The sequence below is a fragment of the Aequorivita aurantiaca genome, assembly GCF_030410135.1.
GTDB classification, from domain to species: domain Bacteria; phylum Bacteroidota; class Bacteroidia; order Flavobacteriales; family Flavobacteriaceae; genus Aequorivita; species Aequorivita aurantiaca.
This window is the reverse complement of the sequence record NZ_JAUGQQ010000001.1, coordinates 547,691-566,723: the sequence shown is the minus strand read 5'-3', so window position 1 is coordinate 566,723 and position 19,033 is coordinate 547,691. Positions and strand designations below refer to the sequence as shown.

Sequence of the window (19,033 nt, the reverse complement as noted above, 5' to 3'; positions counted from 1 at the left end):
CTTTAAAATTTGCGACAAGATACCATTTTCAATACCAGGATTACAATTTTTTTTAATTCAAATTAACCTTCCGATAACCCTAAAATGACTAATTGGTAATAGCCATTTAACCCCGACTTTACATTGGAAAGTTTTCTTTGCACCAATAAATCAAACCGACAAAAATGAAGATTACATTTCAACTTTTTCTACTCTTTTTTTCCACATTAATCTATGCCCAGGAAAGTGGGGCAATTGTAGGCAAACTGACAGATTCAGACTATAATAATGAACCGCTACCCTTTGCGAATGTTGTTTTAAAAGGCACTTCCATTGGCGTAACCTCAGCTATGGATGGTTTTTATAAAATTGAAAATTTAAAACCCGGCGTTTATACAGTAGTTTATAGTTTTATTGGCTACAACAGCGTCGAAATTCCGAATGTTACCGTCAATGCCAAGGAAATTACAAGTTTAAATGTGCCCATGAGCGCCAGCGCGGCGGCTCTTGAGGAAGTGGTTGTAAAAACCACAACACGAAGGGTGAGTGAGGTCGCCCTATTATTGGACCAGAAAAAAGCCGTAGAAATCAGGGAAAGTATTGGCGCTGAACAATTGCAAAAACTGGGCGTTTCCGATGCCGCAGCGGCAACTTCTAAAATTTCGGGCATTACCAAATCGGAAGGCAACGATGCTATTTTCGTTCGCGGGCTTGGCGACCGATATTTATATACCACCCTTAATGGACTTCCTATTCCTTCGGATAATATTGAAAGAAAGAATATAAACCTAAATCTCTTCCCCACCCGACTTATTGAAAGCATTGAAGTTAGTAAAACCACATCGCCAAATATTTCTGCTGATCAGGCCGCCGGAAATATTGACATTAAAACCGGGCAACTTTCGGGCAGCAAGCTCCTCACTTTAGGGGTCAGCGGTTCCGTTAATACGAATATTATGAAGGAGGACGTGTTCAAGAATTTTAAGGTTTCGCCCAATTTTAAAGATGTATCGCTCGGTTTCTATAAAAAAAGTATGCCCACATATCAGGCAATCACGAAACAAAGCTGGGATCCGGACCCTGCGGAATTCCCAATAAACAATTCCTATTCCCTCAGTGCCGGAACAAGAATTGGCAATAAATTGAGCGTCCTTTTAACCGCGGGACAAACAACGGATTATGAATATAAGGAAGGGGTTTTTAAACAATATCGTTCCAACTTTTTGGACGATATAATTCCAGATGCCATTTCGTGGAAAAAAGAAATAGCCACTTCGGGATTATTTAATCTCAGATTTAGGGCTAATGACAGGCACAATATTCAATTGAACACTTTATTGATAAACAAAATTGAGGACGAAGTTTTCGAAGGCGGACGTTCCGGCGAGGCCATTATTTATGAGGAAACGGATCCGCAGGAAGGTTTGTCACAATTTGTTCGGGACCAAAACCTCAAGCAAACCCTACTTTCCGTGACCCAGTTTATTGCCGAGCACTCTTTACATGAAAAATATGATTTGAACTGGGCCGCCGGATACAATTTTTTAAATGCTGACGAACCAAACCGTATCCGCAATGAATTGAATTTCAATGAAAACTTGGTTCAACTGGGGCGTAATGGTGGTTTTCAGCAACGAAAAAGTGTACAAAAAATTGAAGATATTGAATATAATGGACGGTTGGACAATTTACTCAAAATTATAAATGGTGACGAGGACATTTTCAACATAAACATTGGTGGCACTTTCCGGAACAAAACCCGTGATTTTGGTTCGCAATTTTATGGTGTGGAAGAAACAGTTACGAATGCTGTCAACCCGCCCTCCATTGATGAAATGTCTGGAATATTCACACAACAAAACTTCAACAATGGTCTTTTAAAAAGAAACACGCTTCCGCCCGATATCTATTTCGGAACCCATAATTCCATAGCGGGATATGCAAACGTTACCGGAGTTCGTGGGAAAATAACAGTGCAGGCCGGTTTAAGGTTTCAAAGTGATAATATTGATGTTAACTGGGACGTCAACAATTTCCCCGGTAGAAAAGGCAGCACGGAAAAAGAGTACCGTAGGGTATTTCCATCGGTCAATTTAAAATATGCCCTAAATCAAAAACAAAACATTCGTTTCGCGAACAGCTATACCACTACCCTTCCCGAATTTAAAGAAATTGCTCCCTTTGAATATGTTTCTCCTATTGGCCAAGTTACGCGAGGGAATCCCGAAATTGAAGCTTCCCTAAACAGAAATTTCGATCTTAAATGGGAATACTTTCCCACAAAAGATCAATTGCTATCCCTTACAGGCTTTTACAAACAAATTGAAAACCCAATCAATAAAGTGTTGGACAGGGGTGCTGCGGGGGTTTTTTCTTATTTCAATGCGGGGAACCAAGCCGAGGTTTATGGCTTAGAAATGGAAGGGCGTGTAAATATTTTGTCCAGCGATGAAAACCCCCTTTTAAAACTCAATGTTAATGTTGCAAGAATGTGGCACAAACAGGATTTAAAAGAAGTTTTTAACGAAGCCGGTAATTTAATCCGAACTTTCCGGTATAAGGGTCTCACCGAAACCGGCCTTCAAGGAGCCGCGAATTGGATAATAAACGGCTCGCTGAATTTCCGAAAAGGCAGCCAGAATCCATTCGAAGCCACTATTTCCGGCAATTATTCCTCTGAAAAAATTTATGCTCTTGGCTCGCCTGCTTTTCAAACTTCGGGCGATGTGAATTATAACGATGCAATTATTGAAAAAGGATATATAACGCTGGATTTGATACTCAGTAAAGAAATCTCACAGAATTTCAAAATAGGGATTTCAGCGAAAAATATTTTAAACCCGGAAATAGAACGCACCCAACTTATAAAGCCAAGCACCACGCAAATTGAGACCGAAGAAACAGTGCTTTCATACACCCAAGGTGCGCTATTGGGCATAAACCTAAATTATAACTTTTAAACAACGAATGTCTAACTTAAACTAAAAACGAAAATGAAAAACATTAAAAATTTTACATTGGCAATGGCAACAATAAGCACTCTATTCCTTTCGGGATGTAGCAGTGACGACGATTTTTCAACAACTGAAGAAGAACCTATTGAAAACACACAACTCTCCGGCTCATTGCAATCGGATAGAATTTTAATAGCCTCCGAGCAATACACGCTAACGGGTCCATACCTTGTAAAGGCCGGCGCCAAACTCACCATTCCTGCAGGAACCACTATCATTTCCCAAGTAGGAACGGATCGTTATATTGCCGTGGAACAGGGAGGAAAAATCGATATTCAGGGCACCTCATCAAACCCTGTCGTAATGCGATCTGCAAATAACAACACCGGCGATTGGGGCGGTTTACTGCTCTGCGGAAAAGCAACAACAACGGAAGGTATAAATGTTACCGGGGAAGTTGGTGGATTAATCTACGGAGGAAATGATGATGCCGATAATTCGGGCTCCATTAAATATTTGATAATTCGCGGGGCGGGAGCACAAATCAATTCCGAATCGCAGTACAATGGTTTAACACTTTATGCGGTAGGCTCTGGCACGCAAATCGAAAATGTTGCGGTGATAGATGGTGCCGATGACGGCATTGAGTTTTTCGGCGGAACTGTTTCCGCAACTAATTTATATTTTGAAAATAATGAAGATGACTCCGTAGATTGGACTGAGGGTTGGAGCGGTACAATTACCAACACCTATATATTGAACAATGGCTCTAGTTTTTCCACTGCCATAGAGGGCGATGGCGACAATAACAATCCGTCATTTGTTAATTTAACGGCGGTCAACACTAGCAGTCCCGGAAGTGGCATCGCATTTCAATTTAAAAAAGAATCTGGGGGAACTTTCACGAATATCCAATTAACGGGCTATGGCACCAATGTGGATATGAAAGATGACGGACCGCTCCAAAATATAGTGGTTAACGGTACGCCACTATCAACGCCCGAAGATGAGGTCTTCAACGGAACTCCGGTAGATATTTCTGGTTGGGACTGGATACATAATTAATCAATCCCGCATCGTTCAATTTTTAAAAAGGTCTCTCGAAAACAGGAGACTCTTTTATTTTCGCCGTGCAAGGTTTTCCCTTAATGAATAAAATTAACCTCAGGAAAACTATTTCATAACCTTAAATTAACTTTGAGGCGCTATTCTATTGTTTTATAGTTTGTTAAAGAACATTTTCGAAATGCATATTATGATTTAACGATTTGGTAAACCTAATTCTATATGGTGAAAGAAATTAAATTCTTTCTTTGTTTTGCCTATAAAAAGGCAATTGTTGAAATCGTTTAGTTTTTGTCGACTAGATTTCCAAAATGGGCTGTTCTTCTTGGACAGCCCTTTTTTTTATAAATTTATAAGAAGTTTGAAAGGTTGCTTAACATTTCGGAAACATTCATTTTCCCGAAAAGTAAGTCCTTTGCAGCGACAAAAACTAAAAACGAATTTTAATGAACCGTAAGATATTTCTATTTGGGATTTTAATATTTTCCCTATCCACGGCCCATTCGCAAATAACAACTCCAAAATTCGGCGAGGGAATGTTGAACTTTGTTGGCAAGGACAGCACGTGGAGCGTACGTTTTGCGCCAAGAATTCAAATGCGCGCACTTTCTCTTTGGGAATATGAAGAGGATCGATTTGGAAAGAGTACCCAAAGTTTCAACATCCGCCGCGCCCGGCTTAAGTTTGACGGATTCGCATATTCTCCAAAACTGCGGTATAAAATTGAGCTGGGATTTTCAAATTTTGATATGGCGGGCGAATCAGAATTCACCGGTAATGCACCAAGAATTATTTATGATGCCGTAATAATGTGGAATTTCTACAAAAATTTGGAGCTCTGGGCCGGACAGACCAAGCTTCCGGGGAACAGGGAGCGCGTTGTTTCTTCAGCAAATCTTCAGTTTATAGACCGTTCCCGAATGAATAGTTTATTCAACATTGATAGAGATTTGGGCCTCCAATTGCGCCATAATTTTAAGGCCGCCGAAAATTTTCATATAAGAGAAATGTTTGCCGTGTCCCAAGGTGAAGGAAGAAATGTGGTTACTGGAAATCTCGGCGGTCTGCAATACACAACTCGAGTGGAAATTCTTCCATTTGGCAAGTTTATTGAAAAGGGCGACTATATTGGCGGTGATATTTATCGCGAAAAAACTCCAAAACTCTCCATCGGCGCAACCTTTGACGTTAATGTGGATGCCGTAAAAACCCGAAGTAACCAAGGCAGTTATATGGAAAACGACATTGGTTTTTACGAAACCAACATTAGCACGCTCTTTATTGATGCAATGTTTAAATACAACGGATTTTCCGTCATGGGGGAATATAGCTATCGCGATGCTGAAGACCCGCTTGCAAAAAATAGCGATGGTTCCTTTACTCAACAAGAAGTATATATCGGGCAGGGATTTAATTTTCAGGCCGGCTATGTTTTTAAGTCGAATTGGGAAGTTGCCGGACGGTTTACATCCATTATTCCCGACACTAATTTTTCAGATAATGATGCACAAAATCTATTTACCCTGGGCGGTTCAAAATATATTGTTGGGCATAAGTTGAAAGTGCAAACCGATGTAACCTATGCAACCGTAGGGGGTGAAAGCAGTTTTATAGAATATCGCTTGGGATTTGATTTGCATTTTTAAAAATATACACTTAACCATTTGGTAACAATCAATCCTGTTTATTATGGGAAATTTGCACCAACTTAATCAATAGACAAATGGATAATATTTATTTATTAATGATCGTTGCCCTTGCGGCACTTGCCGTTGCAGATTTAGTGGTTGGCGTGAGCAATGACGCGGTAAACTTTTTGAATTCAGCAATCGGTTCCAAAGCAATTCCCTTTAAGGGAATATTGCTTATTGCCAGTCTCGGCATTTTTATTGGCGCCAGTTTTTCCAGTGGTATGATGGAAGTGGCGCGAAATGGAATCTTTCAACCTTCGCAATTCTATTTTGATGAAATTATGATCATTTTCATGGCAGTGATGATAACCGATATTTTGTTGCTGGATTTTTTCAATACCATTGGATTACCCACCTCCACTACAGTTTCCATAGTTTTTGAACTTTTGGGAGCCGCGGTCATTATGGCTCTCATAAAAATAGGACATTCCGATACCGAAGGCATTTCCGCGCTCGTCAATTATATTAATGCAGATAAGGTGCCGGATATTATTTTTGGAATTGTTGCCTCCGTGGGTATTGCCTTTACTGTGGGGATGGTTGTGCAATACCTGTCCCGACTTATTTTCACCTTCCACGCAGAGCAGCGCATGAAATATTTTGGCGCAATCTTCGGAGGTCTTGCCCTTACTTCCATAAGTTATTTCATTTTGATGAAAGGCTTAAAGGGAACGCCATTTTACGATAATTTTAAAGGTGTAGTGGAAGCGGACACGTGGTTGTTAATAGGCATTAGCTTCATTGTTTGGACCGTTTTTTCCCAGCTATTTATGATGATTTTCAAAAAGAATATTCTCATTGTTGTAATTGCTGCGGGAACTTTTAGTCTTGCGCTCGCTTTTGCGGGGAATGACCTGGTGAATTTTATTGGGGTACCCATGGCGGCATACCACAGTTATATTGATTGGTCCACCTCGGGAGTAGCGGCCACTGAATACAGCATGGACAGCCTTGCACAACAAGTTCCTGCAGAACCTCTTTTACTTTTCCTTTCGGGTGGTATAATGGTGCTGACGCTGTGGTTTTCGAAAAAAGCACGCTCCGTTTCCGATACTGAAATTGATCTTGCACGACAGGGAGAAGGGCATGAGAAATTCAATCCGAACATGTTTGCGCGAATTCTGGTTAAATCCGGCACCCAGCTCTCTAACTATTTCAATTACATCGTGCCGCAATCTCTTCAACAAAAATTGGACAAACGTTTTGAAAAACCTGTAATCAACCTTCCAAAACATAAAACTTATGAATTGCCGGCTTTTGATATGATTCGAGCTTCCATAAACCTTGTTGTTGCCGGAATTTTGATTGCTACCGCCACCTCAATGAAACTGCCACTTTCAACAACCTACGTAACGTTTATGGTAGCGATGGGAACATCTTTGGCAGATAGAGCTTGGGGTCGCGAAAGCGCTGTTTACCGAGTGGCCGGAGTACTGAACGTTATAGGTGGCTGGTTTTTTACAGCATTTGTGGCCTTTGCTGCAGCCGGAACGCTTACCTATCTTATATATATAGGTAGAGGAGCAATGATTGCCGTGCTATTATTAATGGCCATTCTTTTATTGGTTCGCAACTACCTATCCCATAAAAACAAAGTGAAAGTGAAGCTGGACAAATCCGGACTAAAGAAAACAGAGAGCAAAACGGTACAAGGCATCATTCAGGAAAGTGCCGAAAATATTAGCAACGTGGTTTCCCGTACGAATAAAATTTATAGCGATATGCTTCGTGGCTTAGCCAAACAGGATACCAAAAAACTGAAAAAGAGCAAAAAGGGAGTAAGCAAACTAACCGATGAAGTAGAGGAATTGCGCGACAACATTTTCTATTTCATTAAAAACCTGGATGAAACAAGCGTTCGCGGCAGTAACTTTTATATTATAATTTTAGGCTATCTAACGGATGTGGTGCAATCCTTGGAATTTATTTCGAAGGCCAGTTATAAGCACGTGAATAATAACCACAAGGCGCTTCGTTTTAATCAAATAAAGGATTTGCAGGAAATAGATCAGCATTTGGAAGAACTTTTGAATGAGATCGATGACATCTTCCACAAAAAAGAGTTCCAGCGCATAAAAAATGTACTGGCAAAAAAGGAGGAAATTTTTACAAGTCTTTCAAATAAGATAGAAAAGCAGATAGCGCGCACCCGAACAGAGGAGTCGAGCCCTAAAAACACTACCTTATATTTCAGTATTTTGCTGGAAACAAAAGATTTGGTGAAGGCATTAATGAATTTGATGGATGAATATTATTCAAGTTATAAAAAATCATAACTAAACTTCATTCTATAAATCAGAAAAAAGGAGCCCCAAAGCGGCTCCTTTTTTTTATGCAATTATGTACAACGCTTTCACAGGAAAACTAGCCGTATTATTCAAATTAGAGTTTCCATTGTAAAATTGAATAGGAAAAAAATCAATCAATAAAATCAAATCCACAATATGGCACCAATACTTCCGGAATTTTGATGCCCTTGTCAGTTTGATAGTTTTCGAGAATACCCGCCAAAACCCTTGGTAATGCCAAGGCACTTCCGTTCAACGTGTGCACAAGTTTATTCTTGCCATCGGTGTCCTTAAAACGCAGTTTCAATCGATTGGCCTGAAAAGTCTCAAAATTCGAAACCGAAGAAATTTCCAGCCAACGGTCCTGTGCCGTGGAAAATACTTCAAAATCATATGTCAAGGCAGAGGTAAAACCCAAATCGCCACCACAAAGTCGAAGAATGCGATACGGCAATTTCAGCTCGCGCAGAATTTCTTTTACATGTGCCACCATTCCGTCCAAGGCAGCGTAGGAATTATCGGGATGTTCAATTCGAACTATTTCAACTTTATCAAATTGATGCAATCGGTTTAACCCTCGAACATGGGCGCCGTAACTTCCAGCTTCTCTTCGAAAGCACGGAGTGTATCCGGTGCAGGTTATGGGCAATTCGCTATGGGTTAGCAAATTGCCACGGAACATATTTGTTACGGGAACTTCTGCCGTTGGAATTAAATATAAATCATCAATGCCCACGTGGTACATCTGCCCTTCCTTGTCGGGCAATTGTCCCGTTCCGAAGCCGGACGCTTCGTTCACCAGATGTGGCACTTGATATTCAGTGTAGCCAGCGGAAGTGTTTTTATCAAGAAAATAGGAAATCAAACCTCTTTGCAAACGCGCTCCTTTTCCCTTATAAACCGGAAATCCAGCGCCGGTAATTTTAACGCCGAGCTCAAAATCAATCAGGTCATATTTTTTTGCCAGTTCCCAGTGTGGCAATGCCCCATCAACCAATTTTGGTATCTCTCCTTCAGCATAAACTTGTTCATTGTCATTTTCATCGGTTCCGGCCGGCACCAATTCATTTGGGATGTTTGGCAGGGAATACAGCAATTGCTGCAATTTTTCGGCAGCGGCGAGCATTTGTTCATTCAGTTGTTTTGAAGATTCTTTCAGCTGAACTGTTTTTTCTTTCAGTTCATTCGCTCTTTGGGTTTCGCCGGTTTGAAATAGTTTCCCGATTTCCTTTGAATAAGAATTGCTCTGCGCCAAAACCTCATCCAATTGTGCCTGTGAGCTTCGGCGTTCTTCATCGGCATTTAAAACTTCTTCTAAAACTGAAGTTGCGTCAATGCCCCGCTTAGCGAGTGCTTTTATATATTTTTCCTTGTTTTCGCGAATGTCGGTTACCTGTAGCATATTGCAGATTTAGATTGAAGCGCAAAGTTAGAAAAATCACGTTATTCTGTGTCAGGCTTTTCATTATAATCCTTTGGCGATGGCAAAATCCATTCGCTATGTGTAAAATGCGACCATTTCTCTGCAGCCAAATCTACCTGCGGATTGGTCAATGGATGATATTTCCCATTGTTCACCCGAACCATGGCCTCCATAAAAACAGCAACATCGCGCCCTTTTTCGGCTTCGATTGTTTTTATTTTTTGCGCAAGTTGCCACATTATGTCAGGTTTTGTAGCCACGGAACGCTGTTGTTTTGGGCCCAACAGGACGCTGTAATTATATCTTTCCCGCACGCCCTTTGCCTTATCAACTACAAAAACCGTGAGTGAGCCGCTTTTGGAGCGCAACATCATTCTCCAGCTAAGCCTGTGTCCTTCTTCCGTCCAGAGTACATCGTCCTTAAAAAACCAGTGCCGCAGCGGCAAACCGATTTGAAAGGCAAAGTAAATAGCAAGAACCGCAATTAATCCGTTCCTATAATTTGGTACTATCACTTCATTGCCCGTATATAATATTTTCTTTGGAAGAAATCTTTTTCTAAGAATTTCCGGAGAAAAGAAAAACAGGGCAAAAGCAATGGACATATAGGGAAATATGCCAATCTGAAAAACGATTGAATTGAAAAGATGAAAAAATATTGATACGATAAATCCAAGAAGGCGGGTACGTTTCCAAAGCATTAAAGGGACTATAAGCAAATCAAACAAAATTCCCGTATAGGCAATTGCCCAGTGCACCCAGCTTTGCTGAAGCAAATCGCCGATGAGCCAGTAGTGCTTTCTTCCTTCCATCAACAATGCGGCCATGGATGCATCGAGCCAATCGGGGTATAACTTGGCAACAGAGGCATATGTATAGACTATCCAAACTTGCAGGATTAAAATCAAAAGCACCCATCGCGGCATGGAGGGCGTTTTAATTTCCGGGTTCATCTTCGCGTCAACGGAAAACCAGCGATGCGCCGGCAAAAAAGCCATTATCCAGCACAACAGCATCATTAAATAATAATGGTTGTTATAGCTGCTTTTCTGCATTAAATAGACGCAAGTCCACATTACGGCATAGACAACCATACTAATTCTATACTTGAAACCGATGGTAGCGAAAATTCCAAAAATTCCCATAATGGCAAAGTAATAGTACATGCCCGGGCCTTGCAGCTGTTGCAAAAAATCGAAACCAATAAAATTGAAGGTGAACGGGGTTTCCACCAAAGTGCGCCGCACCCATCCCGTGGCAATTGCGCCAAAAGCTTCGATGGTAATTAAAAGCCCGAACACCGCCCTAAAAAGAACGAGACCAATGTTGTCGATTTGTTTGAAAAGAAACCTATTCACGGTCTTTTATAAATTGCTTCGCAATAATTTCGTCATTAATAATTTCTAGTCGAAGACTTTCCAGGGAATCAAAGGAAGTTTCTTCGCGAATGTATGTTAAAAACTCAACGGTAATTTCGGTACCGTACAAATCCTTATTGAAATCAATAAAATAGGTTTCGATGGTTTTTTCCTTTCCTCCCACAGTTGGGTTGGTACCAATGCTGGTTATACCATAAATTAGTTCGCCATCAATTTGGGATTGCACCACGTAAACTCCATTTTTGGGAATGAGTTTATAAGATTCCGCCAAATGTAAATTGGCGGTTGGATATTTAATGGTACGACCGATGGCTTTTCCCTTCACCACCGTGCCGGAAATCATGAAATTATAACCCAAATATTTGTTGGCAGTTTCCACATCGCCCTGGTTCAGTGCTTTTCGGATTTTGGTGGAGCTAATGGCAACATCGTCCAACTCCCTCGCGGAAATTTCCTCTACCCCAAAGTCATAGGTTTTGCCATATTCCTTTAAATCATCAATGTTTGCATTTCTATTTCTCCCGAAACGATGGTCATATCCTATAATAATTTTTTTCGCCTTTAGGCTAGTCACCAAAATATCGCGAACGTATTCAAGTGCAGTCAAGCGGGAAAAGGCATGGGTGAAAGGATGGATAATCAAATGGTCCAGACCCGTTTTGTTAAGCAATTGGGCGCGTTCCTCAATGGTATTTAGGAGCTGGATTTCTGCATTATCTTGCAGCACCATTCTTGGATGTGGAAAAAAGGTGAGCACAGTTGATTGGAGATTTTCATTTTTTGCGGTTTCAACCACGCGCTTCAAAATTGCCCTGTGGCCAATATGCACACCGTCGAAAGTACCGATTGTGACAACACTTTGACGGGTATTTTTATATGCCGATGCGGAAGAATACTGCTTCAAAATTATTTTCCGTTAAAGGTGTTCATAGTAATGTTGATTCCCGCAAGAACAAATGACTCTATAATATTGCATCCTAATTCCATTCGCTCGGGCAGTTGGTTTTCCTCTTCCGCGTTCCATTCACCCAGCACATAATCTACTTGTCGTCCTTTTGAAAACGCATCGCTTATCCCGAAACGAAATCGATTGTAGTTTGTAGTCTGCAAGGTATTTTGGATATCTTTCAAACCGTTGTGGCCACCGTCGCTTCCCTTGGTTTTTATACGTATGGTGCCGAATGCCAAATTTAGATCGTCCGTAATTATCAACATATTTTCCAAGGGAACCTTTTCTTTGTCCAGCCAGTAATTTACAGCCTTTCCGCTTAGGTTCATATAGGTGCTCGGCTTAAGAAAAATTAAGGTTCTTCCTTTTAGTTTATGCGTGGTAATATCGCCCAACTTACCGGTTTCCCACGATAGCGAATTTTTTTCGGCATAAAAGTCGACCATTTTAAAGCCAATGTTGTGCCGAGTGTTTGCATATTTAGGGCCAATATTGCCCAAACCTACAATAAGAAATTTTTTCATTGGATCGGTTTCTTCTGAAATAAGATCGGCATCTTTTGCCGTAAAAAGTTTTTTGATGAATGAAAACATACAGTTGACTAACTTCGGTAAAAATAAAAAAAGCACCCCGAATTAACGGGATGCTTTTAGGTTATCTTCTTAAAAAGAAATTTATTCCTTTACTGCAGCAACATCATCTGTCTCTGTGGCTGGAACTTCTTCTCCTTCTGCGCCCTCAGCTGTTTCTGCATCATCCTCCACCTCATCAGCAATTGCTGTACGTGAAGTTCTAACTTGACAAATCACGGTGTTATCCGGGTGCATTATTTTATAATTATCGGTTTGAAGCGATTTTGTGTACATCTTGTTACCAATTCGCATATCGGTAATGTCAGCCTCAATAAAATCCGGTAGATTTTCTGGCAAGGCCTTAACACGAAGTTTACGATTCACAATACGCAAAACCCCACCGCTGCGCACACCGCGAGAATTACCAACGGTACGAACTGGGATTTCCATAGTAACTTCCTTGTCTTCAAAAATTTGATAAAAATCAATATGAAGAATACGGTCAGTCACCGGGTGAAATTGTATATCCTGAAGGATGGCATTAATTTTCGTGCCTCCTAAGTTGATTACAACCGTGTGTACGTCTGGAGTGTAAACCAAGTTTTTAAATGCAATTTCTTCTGCTGAAAAGCTAATTGGCTCATCCCCTCCGTAAACTACGCAAGGAACCATTCCAGCATTACGTAGGGCTTTGGTTGCCTTCTTGCCCACGCTTTCTCTTTGTGATCCTTTAATTGTAATAGATTTCATTGTAAAAGTTATTAATTATTAAGTTATTGGGTTATTAAAAAACCCATTTTTTAAGGACGGCAAATATATGTTTTATTTTGGACTTACGATTTGCGATTTCCGATTTTTTGAAACAAGATTCGAATGAAATAGCAAAGAGGACTAAAGTGCGGCCCAAATACGATTAATGGATTAATAGAAAAAGACTCTCAGAAAAAAACATCATTTAGTTTACAAAAAGCGTCTTAACTCGTGGCTACCTTTCGTCTTTGCTCCAATTCCAAACTACATCAAAAACTTCCCGCTGATAGATTTGTTGGCATTTACGCTTAACATAACATCTGCAAAAAGTTTTGCACAGCTAATGACTCGAATCTTTTTGCTAGGTTTGGTGGGAATAGAATCTGAAACAATAAGTTCCAACAATTGCGATTTTTCTATTCGCTCATAAGCATTTCCCGAAAGAAGCGGGTGGGTACATACGGCGCGAACACTTAGCGCGCCTCGCTCCATCATCAAATCGGCGGCGGTGGTTAGGGTTCCGGCAGTATCTACCATATCATCGACCAACACAACGTTTTTGCCCTTCACATCGCCAATAAGTTCCATTAGTGAAATCACATTGGCTTTTTCACGCTGTTTATAGCAAATTACCACATCACTTTCCAAGAATTTGGAATAGGCATAAGCACGTTTCGATCCACCCATATCTGGGGAAGCAATCGTTAAATTGTCTAAATTCAAGCTTCGTAAATAGGGAAGAAATATTGTGGAAGCAAAAAGATGGTCCACGGGTTTTTCAAAAAAACCTTGAATTTGGTCGGCGTGCAAATCCATAGTAATTATTCGAGTGGCGCCCGCCGTTTCCAGCATTTTGGCAACGAGTTTCGCAGCAATTGGCACACGGGGTTTATCCTTTCTGTCCTGGCGCGCCCATCCGAAGTAAGGCAAAACTGCCGTAATATGTCTTGCCGAAGCTCGTTTTGCGGCATCGATCATCAACAAAAGCTCCATTAAATGATCGCTATTCGGAAATGTGGAACCGATAAGAAACACACGGCTTCCGCGAACGGATTCTTCAAACGAAGGTTGAAATTCTCCATCGCTATAGTGTGCTGTAATTACACTGCCCAACGGTATTCCGAAGGCTTTTGCAATATCTTGCGCTAGCGCCTCACTTTGTTTGCAGGCAAAAATCTTTGGTTCGGGAATGGCCGTCGACATAACAATTTGTTTAGGTTTTTAAAAGGTTGTAAAGGTAAAAATTAATAATTAGCGATATTTAAAAAAATAGCTGAATAAAATTTTTAGTAGTTTATAAATAATTGTTTATTTTTGCCTCCCGTTTGCTCGAGTGGCGGAATTGGTAGACGCGCTGGATTCAAAATCCTGTGTTTTAGGACGTGTGGGTTCGATTCCCACCTCGAGTACAAAAGCCTTGACTGGATGTTGAGGCTTTTTTTGCGCCAAATTTTTCGCGAATAATAAATGGAGCTCCATAAAATAGTAGCCCATAAAAAAATCCCCAGAAATTTTCCGGGGATTTTGTAACGAGGTTTATCCCATTGTTATACTATATATAACAGAATTATTATTTCTTAATAATCTTTTTTGAAATCTTTCCTTCCGTTGTTTGGATAGCCAAAATATAGGTTCCCGCTGTAAGATTGCCCGCCGATACCGTTGAAACAGTATTGATTAAAGTACCTTTTGAAATTAATGCACCAGCCAAATTGTAAATGTTGTAAGATTCCAATCCCACAGTTGACGAAACTGTAAAAGAAGTTTCAAAAATGGTTGGATATACTTTTACCGCCGCTGCAGCTAAATCATTTTCCTGTACACTCAAAACAGCATTTAGTATTGGGTAGCCATCATTCGTGTTCTGATCAATAGACCACGGTGCTGCGCTTGAACCTGCGTTCAACAAATCTACTAATTCAGTAGATTTCATTTCAGACGTAGTTTTTGCGGTAATATCCGGGGTAACCGGTGGCCCTTGAATAACGCCAACTCCTTCTGTCATTCCAGAGGACTCAGAATCAAAATACATGTTTTCAGCATTAATCCCTCCCCACAAACCAATAATGGCACCAGCACTGTCAGGCGCAGTAACTGTACCGGTTGCGTAGGAGTTTTTAATTAGCAAGGCATTGTCGCCACCCCCAATTAAACCACCGGCACGATCCATAAGAGAAACTACAGCAGCTCTGGAATAGCTATTATCTACAACACTTTGGCCAGAAAATGCAAATGGAAAAGATCCAATTAATCCGCCAGTCAACACCTCGGCGGTAACTGTTCCTTCAGAATAACACTCGGTAACGGTTACATTGTCCCAGCCAGTTCCAGCTAGGCCTCCTACTTGTGCAAAACCATTTACACTGCCGATTGAATAACTTTTTGAAATAGAAGAATTGGTTAAAAATCCACCAACCAAACCGCCAGTAGTGTATTCACCCGTAACGTCCACATTTATAGCACTACAGTTTATAATGGAACCACCATTATAAAGATTTGCTACTAAAGCCCCCGTATTGTCTTCACCGATAATATAGGCTGTGTCTAAATTGATATTCGAAAAGGAAGCACCATCGGTATGTCCAAAAAGGCCAGCCATCGGGATCGACGGCATGTTTACCCATACATTACTTATTTTGTAATCATTTCCATTAACCGTACCAGAAAAAGGAATATTGAATTCTACACCTATTGGGCTCCATAAATTGCCGTCGAGGTCTATGTCGGCTCCAATTAAAATGGTTTTGCCTTCAAATGAATTGCCATCGGCAACCAGTTGGGACAAGCCGGCCAAGGTTTCGGCAGAGGTGAGTGTAAATTCGTCCTGGGCGGCATCATACCAACTCGTGTCGGCTAAGTCACTCCAGAATGTTGTGGGATAAGTTTGTGCTTCGGCAACAGTCTCGGCTGCCAATAGCAATACTAAGTAAAGGTGTAATTTTTTCATCATTAAATGTTTTATTGATATTTAAAATAGGCGCCAAATCTATCAATTAATAATGATGCTTACAAATCCCAAGAAACAACCACGGGCGTAAATATGGCGGGCAATTTCAGCGATTTAATATATCAAAATATGATTTTGCAGAACAGATGTTAAAAGAAAGCTTTTTCCATATTTTAATAGTGAAAAAACCGCTGTAATCTGAATCGATTTATATTGAAATATTTTCGATGATAAATAATACATTGAAATCTTCCACACAATACGTATATTTGGGCAAACCTTGAAAAACCACCACCCCCAATGTCTGATTTCTGGTTGTATTTTAATTTAGGGCTTCACCACGTATTGGATTGGAAAGCCTACGATCACATACTTTTTTTGATAGTTCTCTGCGCGGCCTATAATTTTTCGGCTTGGAAAAGACTGCTGGTTTTGATAACTATGTTTACCATTGGCCACACAATTTCATTGTTATTGGCCAGCTACAATGTGGTAACGGTTTCGGGGAAACTTATTGAGTTTTTAATTCCTGTAACTATTTTGGTAACTGCCCTATTTAACCTTTTCACGGCCGGAAAGGAGAAAAAAATGGAAAAGATGGGCATTTTTTATATTGTTACCATTTTTTTCGGATTAATCCACGGACTTGGTTTTGCCTCCTTTTTTAATGCATTGGACAGAAGAAAAGAAATCCTGCCATTGCTGGAATTCGCCCTTGGCATCGAAGCCGCACAAATAATTGTGGTTCTAATCCTTTTAATAATCGGGTTTATTTTCCAAACTATTTTCCGTTTTAACAAGCGCGATTGGGTTTTGGTGGTTTCTTCGCTAGTCATTGGTATGATTGTCCCAATGCTGATCGACAATTGGATTTTCTAAATAATTTCCACAACCACATGAATTCATAACCCATCGATTCACCGCCCTTTCACTTTGGCAAGAAGTTAACAACAATTTTTTTGGCTGTCGCGTAACTTCCCATTAATTTCGCTACCTATATAATTGTATGAAAGACAGCAAACAGCGCAAATATGACATTGCGTATCTACGGATGGCGAAAGAATGGAGCAAACTTTCCTATTGCAAACGAAGACAGGTTGGCGCGCTTATTGTAAAAGATAAAATGATTATCAGCGACGGCTATAACGGTACGCCCACCGGTTTTGAGAATATTTGTGAAGATGACGAAGGCTATACAAAATGGTACGTACTACACGCCGAGGCCAATGCAATCTTGAAAGTAGCCTCTTCCACACAGGCTTGCCAAGGCGCAACACTCTATATCACTATGTCACCGTGTAAAGAATGCAGCAAACTTATACACCAAGCCGGTATTAAACGAATGGTTTACCTTAATGAATATAAAGACAACGCCGGAATTGCTTTTTTAGAGAAGGCCGGAGTAAGCATACAACATATTTCAGATTTGGAAATAGAATAATGGGAAACTATAGAAAATATTTGCCTCTATGGATTGGGTTAGCTCTTGCAATGGGGGTATTTATCGGGTCCAAGCTCAATTTTGATGACAATACTGAAAAAATCTTTGCCACAAGTTCCAAAAAAGATAAGCTCAACCGACTTATAGATTATATAGATTATGAATATGTTGATAATGTAAATACAGACAGCATTGTTGATGTTACCGTGAACGGTATTCTTGAAAACCTGGACCCCCACTCCGTATATATTCCGAAAAGCCAATATGCCCACAACGCAGATGATATGCGCGGCGCCTTCACAGGTATTGGGGTAAGTTTTTATGTTTACAATGATACCATTGCTGTAATTCGTGCAATTGAAGGTGGTCCGGCAGAAAAAGCAGGAATAAAAGGAGGCGACAGAATTCTTTATGCCGATGGAAAAAAACTTTTTGGCCAGTTGGTGCACCGCGATAGTATTTCAAATTATTTAAAAGGTGAAATAAATAGCAGAGTTGCTTTAGACGTTTACCGCCCCAGTGAAAATAAAACTTTGGAAATTAACGTGCGACGAAAACAAGTTCCATTGGTGAGCGTGGACGCATCCTATAAATTGAGTGACGACTTAGGCTACATAAAACTCAACCGTTTTTCCGAAACAACATTTAAAGAATTCGAAAGTGCCCTCGAAAAATTAAAAAATCTAGGAATTAAAAAATTGGTATTAGACCTTCGTGGCAATCCGGGCGGGTACATTTCAACAGCGGAGCGCGTGGTTGATGAGTTTTTGGAAAAAGACAAATTGGTACTGATAACAAAAAACAAAAGTGGTGATATCAATAAAACCTACGCCACCCGCCGTGGGGATTTTGAACATGGGAAACTATATGTATTAATAAACGAAAACTCCGCTTCCGCTAGTGAGATTGTGGCCGGTGCGCTTCAGGATAATGATAAAGGTACTATTATTGGTCGCCGTTCCTTCGGAAAAGGTTTGGTGCAGCGTGAAATGGCTTTAGGCGATGGTAGTGCAGTTCGGTTAACAATTGCACGTTATTATACCCCCACGGGCCGATCCATCCAACGTCCGTACGGAAAGGGAAACGACACCTACTATAGTGATTATGAAAAACGCTACCGTAATGGCGAATTGATACATGCGGACAGTATTAAGGTTGCTGATTCTTTAAAATACACAACTCCAAAAGGAAAAGTAGTTTACGGCGGCGGTGGAATTATCCCCGATGTGTTCGTGCCGAAAGATACAAGCGTGGAGAATGAAACCCTGCAATATGTGGCCCGTAGCGGATTTATGAGCTACTTTATATTTGAATATCTAGAAAAGAACAGAATGATGTTCAAGGGAATAAAATTTGACGACTTCAGAAAGAATTTTAAAGTGGACGAAAAACTTTCAAAGGAATTTATTGAATATGCCAAGTTTAACGAAGCACAAATAGACCTTTCAAATTATACCGAAGAATTGAAAAGAACCTTAAAGGCCAATATTGCCCAACAACTTTATGGCCCCAATGAATACGAAATAATTCTGAACGAAACCGATCCAATGATTTTAAAGGTTCTTGAATTGGAAGCGAAAAACCATTTGGACTAA

Annotated in this window: 14 protein-coding genes and 1 tRNA gene; 8 read left to right on the top strand and 7 right to left on the bottom strand. The window is 40.4% G+C overall.

What is annotated here, in order from left to right; all coding sequences use genetic code 11:
* Positions 1-164: 164 nt before the first annotated feature.
* The 4 genes from QRD02_RS02645 (at position 165) to QRD02_RS02630 (ending at position 7,965) form a co-directional block, all read left to right on the top strand.
* Entirely contained in the window at positions 165-2,939 is a 2,775-nt protein-coding gene (locus QRD02_RS02645; protein ID WP_290253345.1) for a TonB-dependent receptor, read from the top strand.
* 33 nt (positions 2,940-2,972) lie between these two features.
* Positions 2,973-3,998 carry a beta-helix domain-containing protein gene (locus QRD02_RS02640; RefSeq protein WP_290253344.1) on the top strand — a complete coding sequence of 342 codons (1,026 nt, stop codon included), beginning with the start codon at positions 2,973-2,975 and terminating at the stop codon, positions 3,996-3,998.
* Between the two features lie 446 nt (positions 3,999-4,444).
* Complete coding sequence (locus QRD02_RS02635; RefSeq protein ID WP_290253343.1) at positions 4,445-5,644, top strand: porin; 1,200 nt, start codon at positions 4,445-4,447, stop codon at positions 5,642-5,644.
* Positions 5,645-5,721: 77 nt separating this feature from the next.
* On the top strand, positions 5,722-7,965 hold the full coding sequence (locus tag QRD02_RS02630; RefSeq protein WP_290253342.1) for an inorganic phosphate transporter: 2,244 nt from the start codon (positions 5,722-5,724) through the stop codon (positions 7,963-7,965).
* A gap of 142 nt (positions 7,966-8,107) precedes the next feature.
* On the opposite strand, the gene serS is transcribed toward QRD02_RS02630, so the two are convergent.
* The 6 genes from serS to QRD02_RS02600 form a co-directional block, all read right to left on the bottom strand.
* Positions 8,108-9,379: a serine--tRNA ligase gene (gene serS / locus QRD02_RS02625; RefSeq protein WP_290253341.1), complete on the bottom strand. Its 1,272-nt coding sequence runs from the start codon at positions 9,377-9,379 to the stop codon at positions 8,108-8,110.
* Between the two features lie 41 nt (positions 9,380-9,420).
* Positions 9,421-10,758: an HTTM domain-containing protein gene (locus tag QRD02_RS02620; RefSeq protein ID WP_290253340.1), complete on the bottom strand. Its 1,338-nt coding sequence runs from the start codon at positions 10,756-10,758 to the stop codon at positions 9,421-9,423.
* Complete coding sequence (locus QRD02_RS02615) at positions 10,751-11,683, bottom strand: bifunctional riboflavin kinase/FAD synthetase (protein ID WP_290253339.1); 933 nt, start codon at positions 11,681-11,683, stop codon at positions 10,751-10,753. Before QRD02_RS02615 ends, QRD02_RS02620 begins: the two co-directional genes overlap by 8 nt.
* Before the next feature lie 2 nt (positions 11,684-11,685).
* Complete coding sequence (pth, locus tag QRD02_RS02610; protein WP_290253338.1) at positions 11,686-12,321, bottom strand: aminoacyl-tRNA hydrolase; 636 nt, start codon at positions 12,319-12,321, stop codon at positions 11,686-11,688.
* Between the two features lie 81 nt (positions 12,322-12,402).
* Complete coding sequence (locus tag QRD02_RS02605) at positions 12,403-13,050, bottom strand: 50S ribosomal protein L25/general stress protein Ctc (RefSeq protein ID WP_290253337.1); 648 nt, start codon at positions 13,048-13,050, stop codon at positions 12,403-12,405.
* 264 nt (positions 13,051-13,314) lie between these two features.
* Positions 13,315-14,253 (bottom strand): ribose-phosphate pyrophosphokinase, encoded by a 939-nt coding sequence (locus tag QRD02_RS02600; RefSeq protein ID WP_290253336.1) that lies wholly within the window; start codon positions 14,251-14,253, stop codon positions 13,315-13,317.
* Positions 14,254-14,377: 124 nt separating this feature from the next.
* On the opposite strand from QRD02_RS02600, the gene QRD02_RS02595 reads away from it, so the two are divergent.
* Positions 14,378-14,459: transfer RNA gene (locus tag QRD02_RS02595), tRNA-Leu, on the top strand.
* A 161-nt stretch (positions 14,460-14,620) separates the two neighbouring features.
* Here the strand turns inward: QRD02_RS02595 and QRD02_RS02590 are convergent.
* Positions 14,621-16,000, bottom strand: a complete 1,380-nt coding sequence (locus QRD02_RS02590; RefSeq protein WP_290253335.1) for a T9SS type A sorting domain-containing protein — start codon at positions 15,998-16,000, stop codon at positions 14,621-14,623.
* Positions 16,001-16,297: 297 nt separating this feature from the next.
* On the opposite strand from QRD02_RS02590, the gene QRD02_RS02585 reads away from it, so the two are divergent.
* The 3 genes from QRD02_RS02585 to QRD02_RS02575 all read left to right on the top strand — a co-directional run bounded on the left by QRD02_RS02585 (position 16,298) and on the right by QRD02_RS02575 (position 19,033).
* A complete protein-coding gene (locus QRD02_RS02585) occupies positions 16,298-16,876 on the top strand; it encodes a HupE/UreJ family protein (RefSeq protein ID WP_290253334.1) in 579 nt (192 codons plus the stop codon).
* A 127-nt stretch (positions 16,877-17,003) separates the two neighbouring features.
* On the top strand, positions 17,004-17,438 hold the full coding sequence (locus QRD02_RS02580; protein WP_290253333.1) for a deoxycytidylate deaminase: 435 nt from the start codon (positions 17,004-17,006) through the stop codon (positions 17,436-17,438).
* Positions 17,438-19,033, top strand: a complete 1,596-nt coding sequence (locus QRD02_RS02575) for a S41 family peptidase (protein ID WP_290253332.1) — start codon at positions 17,438-17,440, stop codon at positions 19,031-19,033. Before QRD02_RS02580 ends, QRD02_RS02575 begins: the two co-directional genes overlap by 1 nt.